The organism is Vibrio sp. MM46, assembly GCF_027587135.1.
GTDB classification, from domain to species: domain Bacteria; phylum Pseudomonadota; class Gammaproteobacteria; order Enterobacterales; family Vibrionaceae; genus Vibrio; species Vibrio harveyi.
Genome location: NZ_JAPPTO010000022.1, coordinates 40,493 through 64,772 on the forward strand (window position 1 = coordinate 40,493; position 24,280 = coordinate 64,772).

Below are 24,280 nucleotides of genomic sequence, written 5' to 3' on the forward strand. Positions count from 1 at the left end.
GTTAAATCTCGTAGTTAGCTTTGATACCGATATCGAAATGCAGCGGCATACGCCATTTAGCAAATGACAGGAAGCCCATTACCAAACCAGCCAACAACATAGTGATGGCAGCAAGAATTGGAAGGTTAAACCACAATGCAAACGTTGCTACAGCGAGAAACGCGGGCACCATCTTTAAGCCTGGTACTTTAAAGCAAAAAGACTCTTTAAGCGCAATGCCCGAAAAGGTCACAAAGATAAAGCCAAGCCCTAACCAAGTGCGCTGAAACTCCAAGTCACTCACCATCAGTACCAAGCCAATCCAAGACGCCCAACTGATCACGGCACGTACGTGCTTGCTGTAAACGTGGACATTCCCGGCAGATAACGCACCAGCCACACAAAGCGCAATGACTGAGGTTTGGTAAACCAACGGTGAACCAGAAATTGCACCAGAGACAAGAACCGAAAAAACAAGCAGCGCCATTGCAAACAAAGTAATACCAAAGCGATACAAGCACACGCTGATTTTATCGAGTGAATCCAGCGTCTCTTGATGTTCTGTGTTTGCCATGGAAAGCATCCTGCCTAAAAATGAAAAGGAATGAAAAGCCAACGAGGGTGAAATTGCTGGCTCTATAAACTTAATTACGCCCGTTTTAGAAAGCGGAGTCTACCGCCAGTTCGGTAGATCACCAAAGAGAATAAGATAAGCGCACAACCAACGAGTTTATTGGAGGTCAGCTCTTCGCCGTACCAAATCACACTCAAGATCACTGTCCAGACAGGTTCAAGGATCATAATCAGTGCAGCGTTACCCGCTTGGACAAACTTTTGTCCCATGGTTTGCATCACATAACGCAAGCTGGTTGCCAAAAGCGTACTCAGCGCAAACCAAATCCAGATAGACGTCGATACTTCAGTTGGCACCGTTTCCACCAAAGATGAAATCAACAAACCAATCAAACCCGTGACAAACAATTGGATGCACGTCAGTAACAACACAGGCAATTTTTGCGAATACTTGCTGTTTACGTTGAAGTGCAGAGCGAGCATCAAAGCAGCGCCTAAGAACCAAAGTTGACTGCTAGATTGTTGCCAACCACCAGCTAAAGACAAACACCCTAAGCCAAGAATCGCGATTGGTAGTGACACCCAAAAAATTCGTTGAGGTCTTTGACGAAACATAATCCACGCGACAATGGGTACGAACAGCATTGATAGGCTCATGATGAATGCGCCCTCACCTAACGTATCACTGATTGAAATCGCATAGATCCAACACATCAGCGCGCCTCCCAAAAGCACACCAACGCCTGCCGCGGCAAAAATATCTTTCTTGTTGGCAGCACGAAGCGGTTTGATACACAGAGGCAACAAACACAGTGAAGCGATAGTGAATCGCAGACCGATAAATCCGAATGGAGGGAGACCTTGAATGGTTTCTTTAGAGAAGATCCACCCTAATGCCGCGATCATCGTAGTAGCGACGAGCACGAATGCAGCTTTGCGTTCTGAGTTAAACATAATTACTCACAAAAAAGACCCTACGAAGGATTCGTTAGGGGTTCATATATCATTGATTTTAATGCGTGATTGCTAGTTATATTTACATCGCAAATGCTGGACTAAATGTGTACTTAGACTGAGGAGTGTTAACGTTTGCGAAGCGTTCACAGTATACATTGTGACTAATTCATCATCGAGAAAATTACTGTGAAACCCTGTCATTATTTTGTTATTTGAAACCATCAGAATAACAAGAATCCTTTAGGTAAAAACTCAAATACAGTACGGAATAACCTAAGTCTAAATTCGGGGCAAAATGTTACAATAGCAACGAAACAAAACAGACGTCAGGAGGTGCTTTATGAGACATTCAACCGTACTCTTTTTCATTCTGATCGCCTTGCTTATCATTGCTCCAATTGCGCTCGGCTCGCTGTTTAGTCTTATCTCCTCTTTTCGCGTGAGTACTATCGAAGCCGATCCAATATCCATCACACATATCTACGACATGATGATCTACCGCGGTCGATAATGTGTTTTGAAAGATCTCCTATTCTCTAACCGCTCTTGCTTATACCCAAGTAGCCTCGAGATGCTAGGATCAACGAGAATAACTTAGTTTGTAGACGCGGCGGCGATTTAAAAGTCTAGTGGGTATAAATCAGGGCGGTTTTCAATTTCCTTCATCCTCTTAAAACAATACTGAGCCCACTCAAATCAAACAAAACTCGCCATTTTTCAAAAGGCAAAAGCTAAGCACCTCTTTTCACTTTAGTTTTATTGGTAATGATTTTGTCCAATCCATCGAGTTGGCGCGTATTAGTAATGAAAACCACAACTAAATCGGCTTGTACATAGCGATATCGCCAGTACCTGCTTACTCTTTAACCTACAACAATAAAAAACAAACCCGTTCATTCACCTCACGAATAAGAGCGAAGAGCCTGTTTGTAAAACGCCCAAGTTAGTGAAAACGCACTCAAATTACTAGGGAATCAGTGATGAGATTAAAGAACACACAATGCATGAGCACAGTGCTGAAGACGGCTCTCGTCGTCACTATGTGCTTCTCTCCGATCACCTTCGCATCCGACACCAATACCGATGCTCAATTTGAGGTTGGTAAGGAAAAGGCGAAAGTATGTATGACGTGTCATGGTACCGACGGAATTTCTACTATCGACGCCTACCCGAATTTGCGCGGTCAGAAAAAGAGCTATCTAATTTCGTCTTTGAAGGATTACAAAGCGCGTGAGCGCACAAGTGGTCTGGCGGTATTAATGCAGCAGCAAGCTGATGCACTTTCTGATCAAGATATCGAAGACATCGCCCATTACTACTCACAGTTAGGTAACGAGCCGCAGCCTTAAACGAGGAGCGTTCTTATGGAACAAGCAGCAACTCAATACAACACTCAAGTTGTGAAGTATTTTGTGTTGGCATCGTTAGTGTGGGCTATTGCAGGGATGATCATCGGTGTCATTCTTGCCGCGCAGTTATATTGGCCCGTGCTCAACTTTGATTCTCAATACTTCCAATTCGGTCGCCTGAGACCATTACATACTTCCGGCGTGATATACGGTTTTGTCGTCAACATTTTGATGGGTACTTCTCTTTACATCGCTCAACGCACCGGACGCTGTAATCTCTTCAATCAAAGTTTATCTTGGATGGTTTTCTGGGGATGGCAATTGGTGCTGTTCTTAGCACTCGTCACGTTACCAGCTGGCTACACGACATCTAAGGAGTATGCAGAATTAGAGTGGCCAATCGACGTACTGATCGTCTTGGTCTGGGTGCTCTACGCTGTGCTGTTTTTTGGCACGATTGCGAAGCGGAAAGTTGACCATATCTTCGTTGCGAACTGGTTCTTCGCCGCCTTTATCATTGTTATTGCGATGATCTTCATCGTGAACAACCTTGCCATGCCCGTCTCTTTGATGAAGTCCTATTCTGTGTTTGCCGGAGCACAAGACGCTATCGTGCAATGGTGGTGGGGTCACAATGCAGTGGGCTTCCTACTGACTGCTGGTGTGATTGGTATGAACTATTATTTCATACCTAAAGCCGCTGACCGCCCTATCTACTCTTACCGTTTGTCTGTGATCCACTTTTGGGGCTTGGTTGGTTTTTACACTTGGGCAGGTACTCATCATTTGGTTTATTCATCAGTACCTGTTTGGGTGCAAAACATTGGCATCATCATGTCTCTCATCCTTTGGCTTCCTTCTTGGGCAGGCGCTTTCAACAGTGCTATGACACTTCTACAAAACAAAGAGAAGCTCAAGTCTGACTACATTTGCCTGTTCTTCTTCTCGGCAATTCTTTACTACTGCTTGGCCACATTTGAAGGACCTCTATTGGCGATTCGCTGGTTCAACATGCTAGCGCACAACACCGAATGGGTGATCGGGCACGTTCACTCTGGCGCATTAGGTTGGGTGGGCATGTCCGGCATTGCGGTGTTCTATTACTTCATCCCGCGTCTGTGGAACAAAACCGAACTTTGGTCGCAGCGTTTGATCAAGTGGCACTTCTGGCTAGCCCATGCTGGTGTCGCCATCTACGCTATCGCACTTTGGGTAGCAGGCATTGGTGAAGGCTACATGTGGCTAACCCAAAACGAGAATGGCGAACTGGTTTACAGCTTTATTGAAGCCATGAACTTTAAAGCGCCATGGTTGTTCTTACGTTTCTTTGGTGGCGCACTCTTTGTACTTGGCTTGTTCCTGATGGCGTTTAACTTGTATAAGACCGTGCGTTCTCCATCCGTACTAGTGGCAAAGGAGGCATAAGATGAGCAAAGACTTTACTCACTCGGTTATCATCTTAATCATCACCACGGTGGTTGTAGCTTCTTTTTCACTCGCAGTTTGGGTTGTGCCGAATATTCTTCGCACGGATGACATCGCCAAAGGCAGTTTAGCTAAGCCCCTAACCGCAATTGAGCTTGCGGGTCGCGATATCTACATCAGCGAAGGTTGCCATGTGTGCCACACACAAATGGTTCGCCCATTGGAACCAGAAATCAAGCGCAATGGTCGCGCTAACCAAGAGTCTGATGATATTTACGAGTTCCCAAACTTGTGGGGGTCTAAACGTACTGGACCAGACTTAACCAACCTAGGCCGGAAATATTCGGACCAATGGCATGTATTGCACCTTATCGATCCACGCCAAGTTGTACCAACATCCATCATGCCTGCTTACCCTTGGTTGTTTGAGCAAACTCTGTCTGGTAATGCCATTGGCAACAAGATGGAAACACTGCGTACGTTAGGCGTACCCTATACCGACCAAGAGATATCAGACGCACGTCTACAAATTCGAGGTAAAACCAAGGGTGAAGCTTTGATTCGTTACCTTCAAAGCCTTGGTCAAGACACAGCACAGGAGGTGGCACCATGAGCACATTCTGGAACTGGTGGGCAGTTGCCTGCACCATAATATTTTTTGCCCTTATGGTGAGTGTTATCGTCAAGTATTGGCGAAGCAACCACAAAGCAGATCAAGACCACACCATTGCTTCTTTTGATGGTATAGATGAGAAAGATGCCCCACCACCTAAGCTGCTGTTTATAAGTTACGCTGTCGCGTTTTTACTCTCTGCAGGCTATTTAGTGTTGTATCCAGGGCTAGGTGAATGGAAAGGATTGGTGAATTATGACCAAGGAAATGACAAACTCAGCTCACCTTCGACCACACTCGATCAGCAGTTTAGCCAAGTAACAAACACCTCTTTGGCGGTACTTGCACAAAATACCGACATCGTACGCACTGGACGCATGCTGTTTCAGACCCATTGCGCCGCTTGTCATAGAGATAACGCGCAAGGGCAAAAACACTTTCCTAACCTTATCGATAAAGAATGGATGTATGGTGGAGATGACGATGCCATTATTCACTCCATCGCAAAAGGGCGTAACGGTGCTATGCCGGGATGGGTAGAGGTAATGAGAAAAGACGAAGTAAATAAAGTCGCCTATTACCTCGCCTCTCTCAATCAACGCCACAGTGACGTACCTGAAGTGAAGATCGAATTAGGTAAAAACCTATTCGCTCAATACTGTTCTTCTTGTCACGGCGATGGCTCACTTGCCAATCAACAAACTGGTGTTCCAGATTTGTCAGACAGCGTATGGCTTCATGGTGGCAGTATTGAAGAAATTCAACACACCATCAATTACGGTTTGAACAACTTGATGCCTGCGTTTGAAAACCAACTCTCAGAGCACGAGATCCTTGCGATTGGCGCCTACATCCGCAAAGCCGGCGAAGAGGAAGAGCAAAAACTCGCAGCACTTAACGCTCAATCTGTCGAACGTGGTGAATATCTCGCGCACGCGGGGGACTGCGTGGCTTGTCACAGTGCTGAAGGTGGCGAACCTTTTGCCGGCGGTCTACCGTTTGTTACACCATTTGGCACCATCTATTCGACCAATATTACTCCTCACGCCAGTGAAGGGATTGGTGAATACGACTACGACAACTTCCGTGATGCTCTGGTACACGGTAAAGGCAAGCATGGTTACTTGTACCCTGCAATGCCTTACACCTCTTATCAATATCTCACGGAACAAGACATGACGGATTTGTGGGAGTACATGCAGTCTATCCCTGCCGTGGCGCGTCGTAACGATGAAAACCACATGATGTTCCCATCGAACATTCGTCTTGGTCTCCTTGGTTGGAACATTGTCTTTATGGACACCGACCCTATCGACTACAACCTACCTTCAGAGCTTGAGGGCGTGGTGGTGGACGTCGAGAAGTGGCAGAAAGGTAAATATTGGGTGGCAGGTTTAGGGCACTGTTCAGAGTGCCATACGCCGCGTAACATTGCTCAAGCGCTAATCCCTGAACGCATCTTCCAAGGCAACTTGATAGATGGTTGGAACGCACCTGACATTACGTCTACAGAGCTGTATGTGGGCGGTTGGGATGAGAAAACACTAACCGACTTCTTGCACACTGGTCACTCAGACAAAGGTACCGCTTTTGCCGGGATGGCTGACGTGGTCAAAAACAGCTTGAGTTTGATGACGCGCGAAGACATCGAGTCCATGTCCTATTACCTACTCAGCGGTGACGTAAACAACTTCATTGCTGCCGATGCGGTGCCTTTAGAGCCGAAAGGGTTCGATGAAGCTGCCTATCAAGATCCGATCTATGCTACTTACAAGCAAACGTGTGGCGCGTGTCATGGGAACGATGGTAAAGGTCGAGACCCTATTGCACCAACGCTCTTGAACAATGGCATCATCATGCACAGTGACCCATTCAACACTATTGCGGTAACGGTGCGTGGCTTACAGCCTACCTATATTGATCCGGAGCGTAACTTCATGCCGATGGCTAGTTTTGAGGATATCCTCTCTGACGCACGTTTAGCCGAGCTCATTACCTTTGTACGTAGGCATCTCGGGGATCAACAGCAGGAAGTGACGGCGGCAGATGTGCGAGAAGTGAGAGAAACATTGGAAGCGGCTGGATATGCTGGCGGTCTGCACACCACCCCAGACATGTACGACAGGCGCGACAACACTATCAACATTCGTTAGGGTCAGCAGACTTCAGGACCTGTGTTCCCTAGCTAACAGGAATAAAAAAAGCCAATCACAATTGGGTGATTGGCTATATATTTCTGTGAACAATCTGGTTCACTAACAACGTCAGTTGGCTAGGTGACCCTCGGCTTAAAAGGGTCATATAAACTAAAGCATTAGACATGCCAACTTTTCGATGCAGTAAAACCGATTGTTATTTAATCATTTGCAGTCAAATTGAACGAATAATCACACTAACCACTTTCCACTCATTGCATATTGCGAACAAGACCTTGCAATATGCAAATACAATCTTCAATTCATTTATGGCTTACGGGCGAGATCTCTCGCTAAAATTAATGCCAAACCGAAGACTTGAAGAAACAAACCAATACTTTTATACCAAGCCATCTTTTCTTCCAAATCTGTCACCACTTCCGTAGTTTCCAAGTTGGCAAGGTAATAGCTGTCTATACGATTACGGTAGTTATTTTGCGCCTGATTGATCTCAGACATCAGATTAGGTAACTGTTCAATTTGGATTGGACTTACTTCCTGCCCTGTCCATGCTGACAAATGCCCTCTCAACACTTGGTTCATTTCTTCTGAAACAGGTTCACTCTGAGCAAGGTGCAAATGCAGCAACAATACTTCCCGCTTTCGCTCCAATGTTTCAACACTATTCCAAGCGAGTTGTATCGAATAGAGGTTATCGGCTTTTTGTTCAGCCAGTAAACTGATCTCTTTACCGAGTTTATCTAACACAACACTGGTTAAGATAATCGCAGCAATATTAAGAACCAGTCCAACAAACACCAATAGCCATGCAGGCGGTAAGTATGTCGATTTTTTTACCATAAGCTCCCGTAAGGTAAATAGATCAAGTTAAGGGCTACTAAACCAATCATAGTAAAGAAGGTTAACTTCATCCCTGTAATTCGACCTTTTAAATCCTCACCGAGAATTCCCTTTGCGTGAATCACACGCCCAATCACAAATACAATACCAGCAAGGTGTATCCACAGTAGCGAAGCGCCGTTGTATTCTAATAACGCCATTAAAATGAGAGTGATAGGAACGTATTCACTTGCATTGCTTTGTGCGCTGCGAGCGATTTGAAGCGCCTCAACTCCACCATCGGCGTAAGCGATTTTGTTGCTGCGGCGTTGCTTGATGACTTGAAAAGCGAGCCAGATGAGCAGTAATGCGAGAATAGATGCGTAAAGCGCGGTAACCATAAAACTTCCTTCTTTAGATATTATTGTGAGCTAATTATTCTATAAAAAACACATTTATAAAATACATACATTCTTGATTTAGAGTGACTAGATCTTTAAATCGCCGCCGCGTCTACAAACCAAGGCATTCTACCTGAACCGGGCATCCCGAAGTTGCTTGGGTATAAATTAGCCCTATAAATCTAAAGAAAGAAATCATCAAAGAGAGTGGTTAGCGAGCTTTTTACGCTTAGAAAGCTTGGCGATACCTTCGCAGATCGTGAACAGCAGACCCACCCAAATAAAAGCAAATGTCACCGCTTTTACACTATCGAATAGTTCACCAAAGAACACGACGGCCAATACAAATTGAAGACTCGGTTCAATGTATTGCATCAACCCTACTGTCGACAGGTTAGTAATTCGGATCGCAATCGAATAAAAAATCAGTGGGAGAATAGTTACTGGCGCACTTCCTAAATAAAGCATGAACGTGGTCATATCGACGGTTGAAGATAACTCACCGATCGTCCATTGCTTAAACATCAGATATGCCAATGCGATTGGGGTAAGCACCACCGCTTCAATAAAGAGTGTTGTACTCCAATCAAAGTTAATCTTTTTCTTAAATAAGCCATAAAGAGAAAAGAATAAGCCCATTGTCAGTGCCACTAATGGTAACTGACCATATTGGATAACCTGATAAACCACACCGATAGTTGCTAAAAGAATGGCAATGAACTGACCTTTCGACAGCTTATCACCAAGGACAAAAACACCCAGCGCAACAGAAACCAAAGGTCCAATAAAGAAGCCTAAGCTCGCATCAATAACACGGTTATTGGTTAACGCCCAAGTGAATGCAACCCAAGAAATACACATTAGGCTACTTGCAACAAAGGTATACCAAAGGGACTTTTTATCTTTCCAGATAGCAGCCCACTTCGGCATGTGATGCGTGATCGCCAGTACCAATAGAAACCCCACAGGTACAGAGCCAATGATGCGCAGCGCCAACAGTTCATCCATTGATGCATTTGGCAGAAAGCGATAGTAAACAGGCAACAATCCCCAGATAACAAAGGAAAGTGCAGCCATAAAATTGCCGTAACGATTGTTGTTCATAACTGACTCGACAAATAAAAAAGTGACGCGATTCTATAGAGCAAATTTGGTTTGTAAAGCGAAACAAAAGGACCAATATTCGCTATAAGGCTAGGCCTTGAATTACCGCGGTAATTCCACTAATAAAACACAGCGCTAGCGCACCGAAACGCACTTTTTCTTTAGGCAAGGACTGTGTTGTTTTTATTGCCAACCAATAGCCGAATGCGGCTGCAGGCAGTAAGGGCAAAGTAATGATCAAATGATGAAGATTGAAGAATCCCACCGGAATTTGAACCACCAACGAGATAATAGAGCTAAACACAAAGAAAGCAGAAAGGTTACCACGTAACTGATTCGCTTCTTGATGCTGAAGTAGTAACGCCATTGGCGGTCCACCGATCGCGGAGCTTGTACCAAAGAGCCCCGAAAAGAAACCTGCAAACGTCATGCGTCCTGGTGTTGGCTCAATGCGAAAAGGTAAGACACTCACAGCCACAGCAAAAAGCACGAGAAAACCAATCCAAAGCGTTAACGCTTCTGTCGAAACATAAAACAACAGCGCCCCACCCGCTAACGATCCGGGAATACGACCGATCAACGCCATCTTTAAACCACCGAGTTCAACATTACTGCGGTGCTTCATCGCATTCATTAATGAAATAAACAATGCAACTAAACAGATGGGAGCAGGAACGTATTCCGGAGCCCATAGAATAAGTAGTGGAGCCGCGACAATAGCCAAGCCAAAGCCAATAGCCGTTTGTACATAAGAGCCGAGGAAAATCAGCCCCATTGCAAGCAAATTAGTAGAATCGAATTCCATCGATGCGTTCTTATATTTTATCTATTTATTAGAGAGTTAGTTAAATATAAATTATCTATTATTCACCTACTCTCGCCCTGCGTAGGATTCATCAAACCTATCTAAAACACAATCAAAATATTTCAATAACCGAACTTTAGAGGCTCACTTTCTGCAACTTCGAATTTTGTACAAAGATGCAATGTTTAATTTATCAATACTCCTCTATCCAGAACACAAAATCGACATTATAATCAGCGGCTTTTATAGAGTGAATGCACTATCAAAATTCACCACACGTAGAATTTCACAGTCTAAGGCACTAAATAACAAATAAATATTAGACTATCGTATCAACCTAACTTAAAGATGGTTTATGAAAAGAAAATCAGGTTTTACTTTAATTGAGCTTGTTGTTGTAATCGTAATTCTTGGCATCCTTGCTGTCACTGCCGCACCCCGCTTCTTAAACATTCAAGATGATGCTCGCGAAGCGCGTTTGGAAGGAATGAAAGGTGCAATTGCATCAGCTCTTGCCATTGGGTATGGAAAAATGGCAACTGCGGGACTAGAAAGCGTACCTTACGTCTCTAATAAAAAGACAGATTACCCTGCAACTAACCTGCCATTTGATGGCTGTAAGACAAGTGACTCGATGCAATGCACTTTCCTATATGGTTACCCAGATGCAGATGACCACACTATTGGTCTACTGATTCAAGGAATAAATGAGAGCAGCAATTCCGACTGGAAGACATTTCATCACGAGGGCGGTTCTTTTACTCGAGAGATGGTTATCGCTCCAAGAGACGACCCTCGTGCAAGCCTTACTCAATGTGGTATTTTATATGGACCACCGATGAGTAAAAACAAAAGTTATAAACTAGAAATTTTACCTTGTCCTAAATAACAAAAAAGGCTGCCAATCGGCAGCCTTTTGTCATCTTGTTCTCTGCTTATGCAAAGTTAAACACGTATTTATCCATCATATTGACCATACGACCAATTTCTGGCTTAGTAATCGTGTCATTTGCCCCTAGTGATAGTGCTTTCGCACGGTTATCTTCACTCATTAGAGAAGAAAACATCACGATTGGCATTTCATTGTAGGCTTCCGTTTCACGTAGTCGTTTTACCAAGTGCATACCATCCATACGCGGCATTTCAACGTCGGTAACAACAGCATCAAGCAGCTCACGCACTGGCAGTTGTTCTTGTTTCGCTACTTCGATGAGACTCATTAATTTCTCGTAAGCTTCGCCGCCGTCTTTACATGTGATCACGTTATAGCCTGCTGATGCTAAAGTATCTTGAATCAGTGAGCGAATAAACGCTGAATCGTCCACAACCATAACGGTTTTCGCATTACGCTTACCAACCATACGCTGGTTAAGGTCAACCGATTTATCACCCGTTACGTCGTATTTTTCCATACTCAGCTCTGGGTTGATGTCTGCAATGATTTTCTCGAAATCGAGGATCATGATCAGGTTGCCATCTTTACGAACAACAGCAACCACACAATCTTGTTCACCTGCTTCTAAGAACTGGCTCGGTGATTCTACGTCATTCCAAGAGATACGGTGGATGCGTGAAATGCTGTCAATCAAGAAGCCATTCGTCATCTTGTTGAAATCCGTCACAATCACAAACTTACGCTCTAAGTCGCGACGAGTCGGAACGCCAAGCCAACCAGCAAGGTCCACCAACGGAGTTAACACTTCACGGGAAGAGAACACGCCAATCATATGCGGTTGTGCGTTCGGATAATCGGTAGTCTCTGGTACGCGAATCACTTCGCGAACTTTAGCGACGTTAATACCGTAATAACATGTTTTTGTGCTGCCATCTGGCATCTGTTTTTCTAGGTGGAACTCAATGATTTCAAGCTCATTGGTACCACTCTCAGTCAATATAGTGCTGGTTACGTTACTCATAAACACAATTATCCAAAATACGCACCAAGAAAAAGGCTTGATGCAATGCCACAGAGAATCACTTCACAGGCGAAAAAATCCAAGAGTCCTTTTGTAGTCGTTGAGACAGAATTTGTAAATAATCAAAAGGATGCTGACTGCACACTTCTATATCAAATGCTTAAAATTTGTCTCATTTTTGTACAAAACACATTCAAGTATTCAATATTGCAGCTGGGTTCCTTAAGTTAACGGCAGGGAAAACAAAAAGTTTAGCCATAATTAGTAAAGAATCAGTGAGTTTTAATGACCGCTTCGTTATCTACGCGATGACGCTCGCCATAAACCCCTTCTTCGGTTCTGATACCACAACTGATGATCATGGTGATTTGATCACTGTCTCTTAGATTAAGCAACTGTTTTACACGTTTTGAATCGAAGCCTTCCATTGGGCAAGTGTCATAGCCTTTTTCTCTCATCGCGTACATAAAAGTCATCGCTGCCAAAGAAACACTCTTGTGCAAACAAACACGTACGTCACTTTTAGCCACTTCTCTTACCATCGGCTTGTTTCGACCTAGCCACCAGCTGTATAACTTGCGTACCGCCCCGCGTATGCCAAATGCATCATTGTTATAAACCATTGGGATAAGTTTTTCGTAATACTTTAGAGCGCGCTTGGCCGCAGCGTCGTCACGGCCTTCAAAAGCTTGGCGCACAGTCTCTGCGTTGCGCTTTGCGCGCTCTTCCCAGTTATGAGTAGTCGCCACAAAAACGACTAACTCATTCGCCGTTTTTGCCGCATTTTGTCCCATGCAGAAGTCGGCTAATTTCGCTCGCTTCTCCGCTGAAATCACTCGATGAAATTCCCACATCTGCATATTACTGCTGTTTGGGCTAAGCGTGGTCAACGCGAGCGCCTTGGCTACATCATCATGGTTAAATTCAGCATTCGTATCGTACTTTCTAACGGAACGACGTGAATGAACAATAGATTCAAAAGAAGATTGGCTCATAACGGACTCAAAACTTAGGTAAAAGCGCGATCTTTACTGATTCATTGCTTAGCTGCAAGTATAAATACACCATCAGGTAAAATTTCGCTCCTAACATCTCTCTATTGCAGCTTAAAGAATCGAATTTGATCAGATAAGTTAACCGACATTCTTGCTAGCTCATCTGTTGCCTGATTGCAGTCTTGAATCATATTAACGGTTTGCTCCACTTGATCGCGTACAGATACCACGCTTTGATTGATCATTTCAGCCGTGGCACTTTGTTCTTCCGTCGCCGTAGCGATTTGAGTGTTAAGCGCATTCGTCTGTTCAATATTCCCCGAAATACTCACAAAGGCTTCATTCGCTGAGGCTGATTGCTGTACCGTTTCTTCTAGCATGCGTTGCCCAGCATTAATGGAATCAACCACCTGAGTCGTATTCTGTTGCAGCGTACTGATGCGATGACCGATCTTTTCTACCGCCTTCTGGGTTTCTTGAGCCAGTTGACGCACCTCATCTGCTACAACAGCAAAACCACGACCTTGATCGCCAGCACGCGCGGCCTCAATCGCTGCATTGAGTGCCAGAAGGTTTGTCTGTTCAGCAATGGTTTGAATCACTTCCGTAATATCCGCAACCTCTGCTGTCCCATTGGACAAGGTAGCCACCTCTTGGCTCATGGTTCCCATTTGCGTGGCTAAACCGCCCACCTGCTCCATGGCTCGTTGCATGACAGTCTGCCCTTGTTCAGAGACACTCGTCGCCAACGCAGCTTCTTGTGATGCCCCACTCGCACTTTGGGCGACTTCGGTGATGGCTACCGTCATTTGGTTCACCGCGGTGGCAACTTGATCAGTTTCTAATTGCTGGGCTTGTGCATTCGTCAGAATTTCTCCGTTTACTGCCGACAACTCTTCTGATGCCGAAGCAAGCAAGTCACTACAAGACACCACACCTGACACCGTTTTATACAGCTGCGCTTCCATATGGTGCAACGCATCAAGCATTTCAGCGATTTCATCATTCCCTTTCACCTGATCATGCCTCATCCCGATTTCACCACGACTCAGCTTTTCAGCTACCTGCTTAGCAAACTGAACATTCGCGGTAATATCATGAGAAATATACAGAGATAAGAAGGTGACGATTGGCAATCCAATCAACAAAGCTAACGTCACATTGATGATTGCCTCTTCAGTGGATTGTTGAATCTCATCTTTCAATGCATTTTGATCATTAACGGCATCGACTCTGATGCCATTCAGTTGTTCAGCAATATCAAAACCAATCTCTTTAAGTACTTCCCAACGATCGTTTCGAGTCCGAATCGTGCTGGCAACTTGAGACAACGAGTGAGCAAAGCCTTCTGTCAGTTCAATGAGTTGTTCTTGGCTTGCGAAGCTTAACTTGGACAAATCACTTTTCCATTGCGTTAGCTGATCTTGAAACTGTTCGTAATCTTGCTCGTTATTGGTTAACAGATACTCCGTAGCTTCTTGCGTCAACGCTTTAAATACCATAGCTGCGCGAGAAACTTCCGAACGTTGCTTACTAAGCACTTCTGACTCACTCAGTCGTCGCGATATTTTTGCCTCAATCTGCTTTTGAAAAGAAACCAGTTCGAGAACAGAAGCGTCACGTTCTCGCATTAATTGCGAAACTTCAGTTAAGTTTGTTATATAACTTTCGAGTTGCGAGGTGACTTTTTCAAAGCGCCCCTTTCGCTCATTATCTGTCGACTTCAAAGCCTGCCTTTGTGCCTCTTGTTGCGCTAATTTCAAGCTTTCAATTGCTCGATTAAAAAATTGAGGGTCGCGGTTTGTGCGATACGTCAATGCATTGATTCGAGCCTTCAACAGATTTGCTTCAACGTCTGTCGCTTCAAAAGCCGCCTCATCGATTGATTGAAAGTGAATAAAATTTGAATTGACCTGTTTAGTCGTAAAAAAGCCAACAGCAGACACTGTAGACAGCACCAAAATAACGGCACTCAAGATCAGATAAAATTTATGTTTTATTTTTTTAATTCTATTAAGCATTCCGCATACTCCATAACAACAGCAAGTGGAAATACTAAAAACCTAACGGATAAGTCGCAAACTCGCCCCAACACACAAACAACACTATCTTGTTGTTATAATTGAACTTATTCGAATATGTACGCCTTTTCTGACGGCAAAGAAAGATTGGTACTTCAACTGAGGTCGGTGATTCTTTCGTGCCGTATCTCTTTGATTCTATTATCTACCACGCGACACTTTCTAAAAAATGAGACACACCTTTTCAAATAATGAAATTGTCATTTTCACCCACACGGCAAGGATTTTTCCTACAATCCCTTCTCGTTAAATGAGTGCTGAATGGAAGCGGCAAGTAAATTGAAATATAAGGTGAGGCACAAAATATGAATAACGTTCTTATTATCGACGACCAACCGTTATATAGCGAAGCGCTCGCTTCTCTTGTTCAAAACGCTTTCCAAACTGTGAACGTTGTAGAATCAACTGACAGTGCCGAAGTTATGGAGCTCATTCGCAACCAGCCTGTTGACTTGGTTATTTTAGATGTAGTTTTAGGTGACAGAGACGGTATGCGGTTGGCAAAGAACATTCTGGCAACCGGTTATCAAGGAAGAATCTTATTTATTTCCTCTCGCGATTACAGCAGCTTGTCCAAAGCCGCGTTTGAAATGGGTGCGCATGGATTTTTAAATAAGAATGAATCGAAAGAGACCATTATGGATGCGATTGTTAGCGTGACGCGTGGTTATTCCATGTTTAAAGCAACGCACAATCAATCAAGCGGTAACGTTGCTTTATCGAACCGTGAAGCAATGGTTTTCCATTATTTGGCTCAAGGTTATTCAAATAAGAAGATTTCTGAACAGCTGTCATTAAGTGCAAAGACCATCAGTACTTATAAGACTCGCATATTGAAGAAATACCATGCCGAGTCCGTTGTAGAGCTACTTAATACACTTCCGCAAGATGAATGCGGCAGCTTGTGCTGCTAAGAAATGACGTACTTCGCGATAGCATCGGTTAATAGCTGATGCATCGAGTTGTAGCGATGAGATTGCTTCATTTGTATCACGACCTTTGGTCGCCCTTGAGGGTAAAAACTCTCCGGTACAGGGATAAAGGTATAGCCTTCAATTGGCTTTTGATACTCAAGTAATATTGTCGCTGCAGCCTTGCTTCTTATGACTTTGAGTAGACTCGTGATATTACCAATCGTCGCAACACGGTTTATATTAATCCCACTTTGTTCGAGCGCTCGCTTGGTCACCTGCTCCCTATCCTTCCAACCGGCTAACTCAAGCAAAATGAAATCGAGCTTACACGCGGTTTCGAGATCGTTGATCCCAAGCTCTTCGGGTACCACGATGACAGCTGGCGCATAACCAATAAATTGTTGATGGATGGTTTTTGGATACTCTTCGTTAAAGTAATGCAATTGCATATCTACTTTATCAACCAAGATATCGTCTATTGTGCTATCCGTACTGCTTTCTACATTGATGTAGGCATTAGGAAATAATTCCATTAAATCAATAAGAAGCAGATCACCAAATGACTGTTGTGCTGATTGGGGCAAGCAGATTGAGATGCTTTTCTCGTACGAGAGAGGGTCGAACTCACGGCGAACTAGACAAGATTCTAACTGCCCTAGCGCATCAGTAATTTCTGGTAATTTACGCTTTAGATAATCCGTTGGTTCAAAGTGATGTGCATGGCGGATAAAGAGTTCATCTTCCAATTGAGTACGTAGGCGAGTTAGGTATTTGCTGATAGAGGCTTCGCTCTTGCCCAGTGCTTTCGCAACGGGTTTCAATTGACGATGACGCTCCAGTAGCACCAGTATTTTAAGTAGGTTTAGGTCGAGATCTTTATTCACAGCACAGCTACCAAATAGGGTCAGAGATGAAAATTGAGTTCTTTATTTACCTTCAGCCAAATACACAGAAAGCAGCCTAATGAGTAAGGCTGCTTTACTATAGAAGACCAAAGTCACGTTTTGGTCAAGTTTATCAAACTCTTATACCGTTGCTTAATGACATTAAAGTCAGTTAAAGCAATTTTCAGGTTTAAGACACTGTCTTAAGTTAGTTACTTAGCTACTTAACCTACTTGGATACTGAGTTACTTGTTTACTTGGTTACTTAACTACGGTGACGCTTAGATTCATAAAGGTCCTCATCAGCGCGCATGATGACGTTGTTCAGCGTCTCATGTTCAGTGCTCATTGCAATACCAGTACTGACACTCACTTCTACGTCCATACTTTTTAAGCGATTTTCTTTCACTGCAGCGCGTAATTTCTTCGCCAAAATTAACGATTTGCTCTGACTGCAATCGGGTAATATCGCAATAAACTCATCGCCTCCCGTGCGAATAAGATAATCCGTCGACCGAAAGACCTTTTTCATGGAGTCAGCAATTATCGATATGACTTCATCTCCAACGTGGTGCCCAAATTTATCGTTAATTCGTTTAACTCGATCGCCATCAATGGCAATCACAGTAAACGGTGTCATCTTAATCTTGTTCTTAAAAGCCTGCTCTTTGAACACTTTTCGATTAAACAACCCGGTTAGCTCGTCTTTCGTTGCGTCGCTGATTGCGTTAGCCAGTTGAATTTTGCTCTCTTTTGACTCTTGCGCTTTTGAATAATACGCAAAGATCACAACAAAAAAGACAAAGAACAAACAGCCAAAATCGATAAGTATCTTGCTAAACGGGTATTTGTACACAATCAGGTTATTATTATCTGCTACGTACGTTTGAGTGTATGCAAACTCAGGCCAAGGATAATGAGGAAAGTACACCACAATGTGCTTATTTCCGTTATTAATATCGACTTTGAGTTGCTTTCCTTCTGCCTTTAGCGAATCGAGAAAGATTTGCTCTCCAAATTCACCAACCAACTCCCCTTTGAAGTAAACAGGGCTAATAATGCTAAAGGCTCGACTATCCGAATAGGTGGTTTTAAAAGGTTTAGAAATCAGAATGCGGTCAGACAACTGATCTTTCCATGCCGCCAACGAACAAGAATTTGTCTCTTTACACCAATCAATATCAAAAGGCTCCGTCAAATCTTGTAGTCCATCAATAGCATTTTCAAGAATCAACTTGTTTCCTGTGTATGAACGAAAATAAAGGACGATATCAATCCGCTCGTAGACATTGGATAGATAACCTTCAGCTTCATGTAGCACTTTACGCGCAACGGCTTCCACAAAGTCTAGCTCGCTCTTTGGCTCAAGCTTATAAATCGCATCTTGAAAGCTGAACTCGGTCGCATCAGTAATCTCCTTAGCCGAAATTCCTTCATAACGCGCTAGCTCAGACTCCAATAAGAGCCCTAGCATGATGACTTTTTGTTTGGTTTTTGAAATGCCTTGTGTGTAGATTTTAAATTGCTTCACCTCATGAGAAATGAGCATGGCTCCAATCATGGTCATTGAGGTCACAAACAAAAGCACAGCAAAGAAGAATGACAAATAAACGTTTCTCAGGTTCATTCTTTCTCCTATTACGTACCGAGGACTTTAGAGAGTTCAACGATATTCTTCACATTGTACTTATCCAAAACTCGGCGCTTGTAGGTACTTACCGTCTTATCACTGATCGAGAGTACATCCGCGATGTCTCGATTGGTTTTCCCTTGCAGTAATAACTTCATCACGGCACTCTCACGGCTGGATAACGCTGGTACATTACGATGCTCTTCAACGCTTTGCTTGAATTTGAAAAACGAATAACCTTTGGAAACAGCCTCAATCGCGTCTTTTAAGATTTCGTGGTTTTCTGATTTACATACATAACCATCAGCACCAGAGCGAAATGCCATTTGGCTATACATATGACTTGTCTCCGCAGAAAAGAAGATCACTTTTCCTGCAAAACCGTGCGATTTAATGCGCTTGTAGAAATCGTAGCCATCGCAATCAGCGAGATTTACATCCAAAATGAGCAGCCCAATTTGTTGCTCTTTCAATATTTTTAAGGCGTCTTTTGAATTGGTTACCGTTAAAACATCATTTGCAGTGCCTAGGCTCTCGACCAAAGATTTAATGGCAATGCAAACCAGCGGGTGATCATCAAAGATCAGATAGTTCAGTTTATTCATCATGCTTTTATTTCAGTATCGTTATTGCTTCTAATGGCATTGGTTTATCGATGTAATAGCCCTGACATACGTCAACCGTGTATTGGCGCATCGCGTTTAGCGTCGGTTCGTCTTCCACCCCCTCTGCGACAACACTAATGTTTAAGCTTTTTGCGAGTGCACAGATGGCTAATACTATATTTTTCTTTTTTGGGTCATTGACCAAACCTTGAATGAAAGATCGGTCTATTTTCAGTTCGTTAAAAGGTAGTTGAGCGAGCTTTTCCAACGATGATGATCCCGTACCAAAATCATCAATGCTGACCGTTACTCCACTCATTCGGAATTTAAGTAGGTTCTTGTAAAGTGCGGCATTGGTCTCAAACGTGTCTCGCTCAGTAATTTCTATCGTAAACTGGTCTGGACTGATGCCATGCTCACGGCAACGTTCGATAAAGCGAGTCGCAAATTCCGGATCTTCTAAGTTGTCATGATCAACATTCAGTGAAACATGTAACCTCAGCCCACGGTTTTTCATGTCGTATAACGCATTACTAAACACCGCATCAAACAACTCCGCAGATAAATGGCAGCGCTTGACAATAGAAAGGAAGTTGTACGGAGCTAAAACGCCGTAAATGGGATGAAACCAACGCGCTAAGGCTTCATAGCCTATGATCTCTCCCGTGTTTGCGTCCGCTAGTGGCTGGTAGTAGTTTTTAACTCGCCCCTCAGCCAAAGCAAACAAAAACTCTTGGTCTTGCACGCAAACTTGTTGCTGAAATGAAGTGAACTTCGCTGGTTGAACACCCGACTTGTTGAGCATTTCGACCACTTGCTCTTCATCGTAAGGTTTCAGAAGTTTACCGAGAACCTCGAAACTGAACGATTCGCACATCGCTCTAACGGTGGCGACAATCATCAGTTCCATTGCGCTCACTAACACAACCTTTCCCTGGTAGCCGATTTGGTTGAGCATCATCATCATGTCGACACCATCTTTATTCGGCATCTGCAAATCACAAAAAATAATGTCCACGTCCGATGTTTTGACGTGCTGAATCGCGCTATCAACATTATCGAATGTCGAGACGTCAACCCCATGCCGAGATAACATTTGCTTTAGCAAAGTGATTTGCAGTGGATGGTCATCAATCACCATCGCTTTAAGATCTTTATTCATGTGCTCTAATCCAATGTTCTGCAAGGTTGATTTCTTGTTCTATGCGCTCAATAAGGTCGGTGACATGAGCTTCAAACTCACCATCATTGGCCCTCTCGGCTTCAATGCATAACTCCGCTAAAATGGTTACTCCAATGGCGCCAAGCGCGCCTTTTATACCGTGAATAATGCGTTTTTTATCTTGTTTGCTTTTCGCAGCTTTTAGGTTTGCCACATCGTGCGCCATTGAGCTTTTAAAAACGTTGGCTATCTCCTTAGCGTCTTGCTTTCTAAATTTCTCAATCCAATCTGGCCACTGTGCCATTTTCTCTTGCCCTAAGAACGGCAGCAGTTTTGACCTTAACTTTTCAAGGTCATAAGGTTTATAAAGAATGTCATCGATGCCAATGTGTTTAGCCCGTTCGTTTGCTAAGCGAGAGTCTTCCGCGGTGACACCAATAACAGGTATTGAAGCCAGCTCTGGTGCTGCTTTGAGCTTCTTCACCAACTCAAAACCGTCCATTTCGGGCATGTGAAAATCTGTAAGAACCAACGCCACCTGATGATCGCGATTCACGTATTGCCATGCTTCAAGACCATTACTTACGATGACAGGCTCAATGCCAAGTTCTCGCAGTTGCATCGTGATCACGCTTTGGTTGATCGGGTTATCTTCCGCGACCAAAACAGTGCCGTGCTTCCAATCAAGATTGCTATTCGTGTCTTCCGTTTCAGCTGTCGGCTTTAAGGTGCAATCTTGACGCAGCAACGCCAGTAAGGTATCTGGATACTTGGCTTCTGACGGTGTTAACTCGCAGCTTCCTTTACTGCCACAATCAAGGTTTAGTCCTTGGTATTTCCCTTGCGGTGAAAACTGCCCCACCAAATTTGGCTTCACATCTGTCGACGCCATCCCCCACGCAAGGCACCAATCACGGACATTGGCAGGCAACATCGGTGAAAATGTATAAGACAGTGCCGCTTGAGGCTCTGGTTCACAGAAGGTAATAGGCAACTTCACAACCATCGTGGTGCCAAGACCGAACTGGGAATTAATACATAACTCCCCTCCCATGCAGTCCACGAGACGGTCGACAATACTCAAGCCAAGCCCTGTTCCTCCGTACTTGCGCGTAATGGTGTCATCTGCTTGAACAAACGGCTGCAAAATACCTTCAAGTTGCGCTTCCGTCATACCGATACCTGTGTCCGCGATTTTTAAGATCAATCGCCCTTCATGAACGGCAATGCTGACGCTGATTTCTCCTTCGTTGGTAAACTTAACGGCATTGGAGAGTAGATTGGTCGCGATTTGGACTAAGCGCACTGCGTCCACTTTCAACCATGGATTCAAGAAGGGTTTGAAGGTCACTCGATACTCTAACCCTTTACTGGACGCTTTTGGTTCAAAGCTACGAATCACGTCACACAAGGTGTTTACAACATGAGTTTTTACTGGCGTCACTTTCAACTGACCAGCTTCTAGCTTGGAATAATCAAGGACTTCATCCACCAGCAGGTTTAAGTGGTTTAGTGAGCGCATCGCTTGGGTGATAAGCTCTTTACTCCCCTCACTGCTGGTCTGACGGTCTAACAAGTCGAGTAGACCATGCGCAGCGGAAAGTGGTGTTCTTAACTCATGGCTCATGGTTGCCAAGAAATTCTCTCGAGAACGAACCGCAGTTTGCGCTTTTTCTTGCGCATCAATTAACGCAAACTCTCGCTCTTTTTGCTCAGTGATATCTTGAAGTACGGTCAGGACAAATTTCTTTTTGCTACTTGGAGAAAGAATGGCTTTACGTTCTCGGTAAACATGCTGAATACCAAGCTTACAACCATTGGATGCTGTTATATCTGCGATGCGTTTACCTGCAATCACCTGACGCAATTCGATCACATTGTCGACCAAAGGTTTGGCACTTTTTCGACTTTGAATCGTGCAGCCTTTGCAACGATGGTTTTTATATAAAGAGCAATTGCTCATTTGAATTTGGTTATCTTCGCCGTGAATAAAAACAATGCTGTTGATTTCTTGAATAATCTCCATCAACCACTGCTTCTCTTTCTCCTCATTCGTTGCGTTTAGCTCTGCCAAATTGACTTTGAGCTTAAGGTGCGCCAACACGAAATACGCAACCGCCAAGAGGATCACAAACACAACCACAACAATCAGTATCATGGTGAAGATATGTTCTTCATCGTAACCGTAGACGAGATTGAAGTTTCGGTAAGTTCTATTAAGCTTTTCTATCTCTTTGGCATCAATGGTATCAATGATGCTGTCGAGTATTTTCTTTAGCTTGGTGTTATGGTCCGCTACCGCAAAAGCAATCGACAAGGTCAGTGTATCTTTTTCACTGATCAGCAACCCATCAATGTTGTCCTGCGCGATCATGCTATGCACGATGTCATCAGGGATATACGCAACTTCAATCTTGCCCTGTTTGAGGTCAGTCAACAGTTGCCTAAGGTCTTCATAGCGAGTAAAGCGCTCTTCCTTCCATGAGTCGAGATTGACCAAACCTTGTTTTTTTAAACTCATTAGAATGCCAGATCGCGCGTCGTGTGCGGGATGCTCTTTCGGGTCCAATGCTTCTATTGCAACAAAGTTGTTGTGCATGAACGGCTTGGTGACTAACCAATCTGATAAGGGTGGATTCTCTACATAAGCCACAGGAACTAAGTCGGCATTGAACGCCGTCAATCCACTGTTTAAGCTGCTGCTAGGCTTTTGATATTCGAACTTCAAGCCAGTGCGAGACTGGATCAAATCGATGAAATCAGGCAGAAACCCGTCCAACTCATCGGTGTGAGGGTTTCTAAATAAGAAAGGAAACGCTTCTTCACTGCTGCTGTAGGTAATGATTTGCTTGTTTTCTAAATCTCTTCGGTATTCCACCAGCAGTTTGTCGTTGACATGATATGGGTTCGTAGACGCAACCGAGCGAATGTTTTTACCATTGCGTTCCCAGCTTAAAATTTTGTTAATACGGTCAACAAGCGCTTGGTTTGATTTGGAAGCTATAAATCTCGATTCTTCTTCATTCAGCCAATTGGGAATATCAACCGCACCATTGACAATGTCGTTCTCGTCTAAATATTGGTTGATAGCAACGTAACTTGAGATCAAAGCGTTTGCGCGACCGCCTCTGACTTCTTCAAAGGCTTTAAGGCGACTTTCCACTGTGCGGACTTTCGTCGCTCCCATGTCTTCGAGGTATTCACAGTAAACGGTGCCGATAACACAAACCCATTGGAGTTCTCGTGGATCACGTTGGTAATAGCTGTCTTCACGATACCAAACCGCGATGGTGCTAGAGAAAAAAGCATCCGAGAAGATAAAGCGAGATTCTCTGTCCGGCGACTTACTAAAACCAACAGCACCGTCTATCGTGCCATTCTCAATATCAGCGAACAGTTCTGGAATCGTATTGTATGAACGTAACTCAAGTTCAAGATTGAGCACTTTGGCGATGTTAGTCAGGTAATCGAGGTTGATCCCATAATAAGTGCCAATTTTGTTGCCGATTTCTGGATCTTCTGAGCGTAGCGCTATCACACCGACAAGCACGGTTTCACTAGACTCATCGCTAGCAAAGGAATATGACGGAGAGATTGTGCCGATAAATGCGACAAAAAGTATGACGGTTTTTCTTAAAATGCTGAACATAACGACTTCCACAACTTGGGAGATCAGACTAATTTGCACAGCATAAATGTCAAACTTCGACAATTTTTGAATTGTGTTTACTTCATTGTTATAAAAGCATTTTTTTGATTTTAGTCAGGACATTCTGACAAGATTATCCACCTTGGACTACAACATATTTGGGTAGGATATCCCATCATTAAACTGAAATGTGCTGTTCAACAACTAAACAGCTCAACGTTTATCGCATGTTCAACAAATTGCGTAATATAAAAACCATGCCC

General features: G+C 43.8%; 21 protein-coding genes. 7 read left to right on the forward strand and 14 right to left on the reverse strand.

Annotation, left to right across the window (positions count from 1 at the left end):
• Position 1: 1 nt before the first annotated feature.
• Positions 2-553, reverse strand: coding sequence for a DUF2301 domain-containing membrane protein (locus OH459_RS21195; protein WP_050936170.1), 552 nt, complete (start codon positions 551-553; stop codon positions 2-4).
• A gap of 74 nt (positions 554-627) precedes the next feature.
• The gene (locus tag OH459_RS21200) at positions 628-1,506 is read right to left on the reverse strand and encodes a DMT family transporter (protein WP_269988592.1); all 879 of its coding nucleotides are present in this window, start codon (positions 1,504-1,506) and stop codon (positions 628-630) included.
• Positions 1,507-1,849: 343 nt separating this feature from the next.
• Between OH459_RS21200 and OH459_RS21205 the strand changes: the two genes are divergently transcribed.
• The 5 genes from OH459_RS21205 to OH459_RS21225 all read left to right on the forward strand — a co-directional run bounded on the left by OH459_RS21205 (position 1,850) and on the right by OH459_RS21225 (position 7,049).
• Positions 1,850-2,020 carry a hypothetical protein gene (locus tag OH459_RS21205; RefSeq protein WP_009696160.1) on the forward strand — a complete coding sequence of 57 codons (171 nt, stop codon included), beginning with the start codon at positions 1,850-1,852 and terminating at the stop codon, positions 2,018-2,020.
• A 469-nt stretch (positions 2,021-2,489) separates the two neighbouring features.
• Positions 2,490-2,858: a c-type cytochrome gene (locus tag OH459_RS21210; protein WP_017819538.1), complete on the forward strand. Its 369-nt coding sequence runs from the start codon at positions 2,490-2,492 to the stop codon at positions 2,856-2,858.
• A 15-nt stretch (positions 2,859-2,873) separates the two neighbouring features.
• Entirely contained in the window at positions 2,874-4,283 is a 1,410-nt protein-coding gene (ccoN, locus tag OH459_RS21215; protein WP_005451576.1) for a cytochrome-c oxidase, cbb3-type subunit I, read from the forward strand.
• A gap of 1 nt (position 4,284) precedes the next feature.
• Positions 4,285-4,896: a cbb3-type cytochrome c oxidase subunit II gene (locus OH459_RS21220; RefSeq protein ID WP_005451574.1), complete on the forward strand. Its 612-nt coding sequence runs from the start codon at positions 4,285-4,287 to the stop codon at positions 4,894-4,896.
• Positions 4,893-7,049: a cytochrome c gene (locus OH459_RS21225; RefSeq protein ID WP_269988596.1), complete on the forward strand. Its 2,157-nt coding sequence runs from the start codon at positions 4,893-4,895 to the stop codon at positions 7,047-7,049. Before OH459_RS21220 ends, OH459_RS21225 begins: the two co-directional genes overlap by 4 nt.
• Before the next feature lie 309 nt (positions 7,050-7,358).
• Here OH459_RS21225 and OH459_RS21230 read toward each other — a convergent pair whose 3' ends face one another.
• The 4 genes from OH459_RS21230 to OH459_RS21245 form a co-directional block, all read right to left on the reverse strand.
• Positions 7,359-7,892 carry a DNA mismatch repair protein gene (locus OH459_RS21230; RefSeq protein WP_269988598.1) on the reverse strand — a complete coding sequence of 178 codons (534 nt, stop codon included), beginning with the start codon at positions 7,890-7,892 and terminating at the stop codon, positions 7,359-7,361.
• Positions 7,886-8,272 (reverse strand): MAPEG family protein, encoded by a 387-nt coding sequence (locus OH459_RS21235; protein ID WP_005449392.1) that lies wholly within the window; start codon positions 8,270-8,272, stop codon positions 7,886-7,888. Before OH459_RS21235 ends, OH459_RS21230 begins: the two co-directional genes overlap by 7 nt.
• A 198-nt stretch (positions 8,273-8,470) precedes the next feature.
• Positions 8,471-9,376 carry an EamA family transporter RarD gene (gene rarD / locus OH459_RS21240; protein WP_009696156.1) on the reverse strand — a complete coding sequence of 302 codons (906 nt, stop codon included), beginning with the start codon at positions 9,374-9,376 and terminating at the stop codon, positions 8,471-8,473.
• 82 nt (positions 9,377-9,458) lie between these two features.
• Positions 9,459-10,181: a sulfite exporter TauE/SafE family protein gene (locus OH459_RS21245; RefSeq protein WP_005449394.1), complete on the reverse strand. Its 723-nt coding sequence runs from the start codon at positions 10,179-10,181 to the stop codon at positions 9,459-9,461.
• A 355-nt stretch (positions 10,182-10,536) separates the two neighbouring features.
• On the opposite strand from OH459_RS21245, the gene OH459_RS21250 reads away from it, so the two are divergent.
• Entirely contained in the window at positions 10,537-11,070 is a 534-nt protein-coding gene (locus tag OH459_RS21250; protein ID WP_053053137.1) for a type II secretion system protein, read from the forward strand.
• A 46-nt stretch (positions 11,071-11,116) separates the two neighbouring features.
• Here OH459_RS21250 and OH459_RS21255 read toward each other — a convergent pair whose 3' ends face one another.
• The 3 genes from OH459_RS21255 to OH459_RS21265 form a co-directional block, all read right to left on the reverse strand.
• Positions 11,117-12,097, reverse strand: coding sequence for a chemotaxis protein (locus OH459_RS21255; RefSeq protein WP_005449396.1), 981 nt, complete (start codon positions 12,095-12,097; stop codon positions 11,117-11,119).
• Positions 12,098-12,369: 272 nt separating this feature from the next.
• Positions 12,370-13,092, reverse strand: coding sequence for a nitroreductase family protein (locus OH459_RS21260; RefSeq protein ID WP_005449398.1), 723 nt, complete (start codon positions 13,090-13,092; stop codon positions 12,370-12,372).
• A gap of 101 nt (positions 13,093-13,193) precedes the next feature.
• Positions 13,194-15,113 (reverse strand): HAMP domain-containing methyl-accepting chemotaxis protein, encoded by a 1,920-nt coding sequence (locus OH459_RS21265; RefSeq protein WP_269988602.1) that lies wholly within the window; start codon positions 15,111-15,113, stop codon positions 13,194-13,196.
• Between the two features lie 365 nt (positions 15,114-15,478).
• On the opposite strand from OH459_RS21265, the gene OH459_RS21270 reads away from it, so the two are divergent.
• A complete protein-coding gene (locus OH459_RS21270; RefSeq protein WP_005449400.1) occupies positions 15,479-16,087 on the forward strand; it encodes a response regulator transcription factor in 609 nt (202 codons plus the stop codon).
• On the opposite strand, the gene OH459_RS21275 is transcribed toward OH459_RS21270, so the two are convergent.
• The 5 genes from OH459_RS21275 to OH459_RS21295 all read right to left on the reverse strand — a co-directional run bounded on the left by OH459_RS21275 (position 16,084) and on the right by OH459_RS21295 (position 24,017).
• Positions 16,084-16,971, reverse strand: coding sequence for a LysR family transcriptional regulator (locus tag OH459_RS21275; protein ID WP_005449401.1), 888 nt, complete (start codon positions 16,969-16,971; stop codon positions 16,084-16,086). The two genes, OH459_RS21270 and OH459_RS21275, sit on opposite strands and share 4 nt — an antisense overlap.
• A 265-nt stretch (positions 16,972-17,236) precedes the next feature.
• Complete coding sequence (locus OH459_RS21280) at positions 17,237-18,598, reverse strand: GGDEF domain-containing protein (RefSeq protein ID WP_269988605.1); 1,362 nt, start codon at positions 18,596-18,598, stop codon at positions 17,237-17,239.
• Between the two features lie 11 nt (positions 18,599-18,609).
• On the reverse strand, positions 18,610-19,209 hold the full coding sequence (locus tag OH459_RS21285; protein WP_005449405.1) for a response regulator transcription factor: 600 nt from the start codon (positions 19,207-19,209) through the stop codon (positions 18,610-18,612).
• 4 nt (positions 19,210-19,213) lie between these two features.
• Positions 19,214-20,368, reverse strand: coding sequence for an EAL domain-containing response regulator (locus OH459_RS21290; RefSeq protein ID WP_009696149.1), 1,155 nt, complete (start codon positions 20,366-20,368; stop codon positions 19,214-19,216).
• The gene (locus OH459_RS21295; protein WP_269988608.1) at positions 20,361-24,017 is read right to left on the reverse strand and encodes an ATP-binding protein; all 3,657 of its coding nucleotides are present in this window, start codon (positions 24,015-24,017) and stop codon (positions 20,361-20,363) included. The genes OH459_RS21290 and OH459_RS21295 overlap by 8 nt, the downstream gene beginning before the upstream one ends.
• Positions 24,018-24,280: the final 263 nt, after the last annotated feature.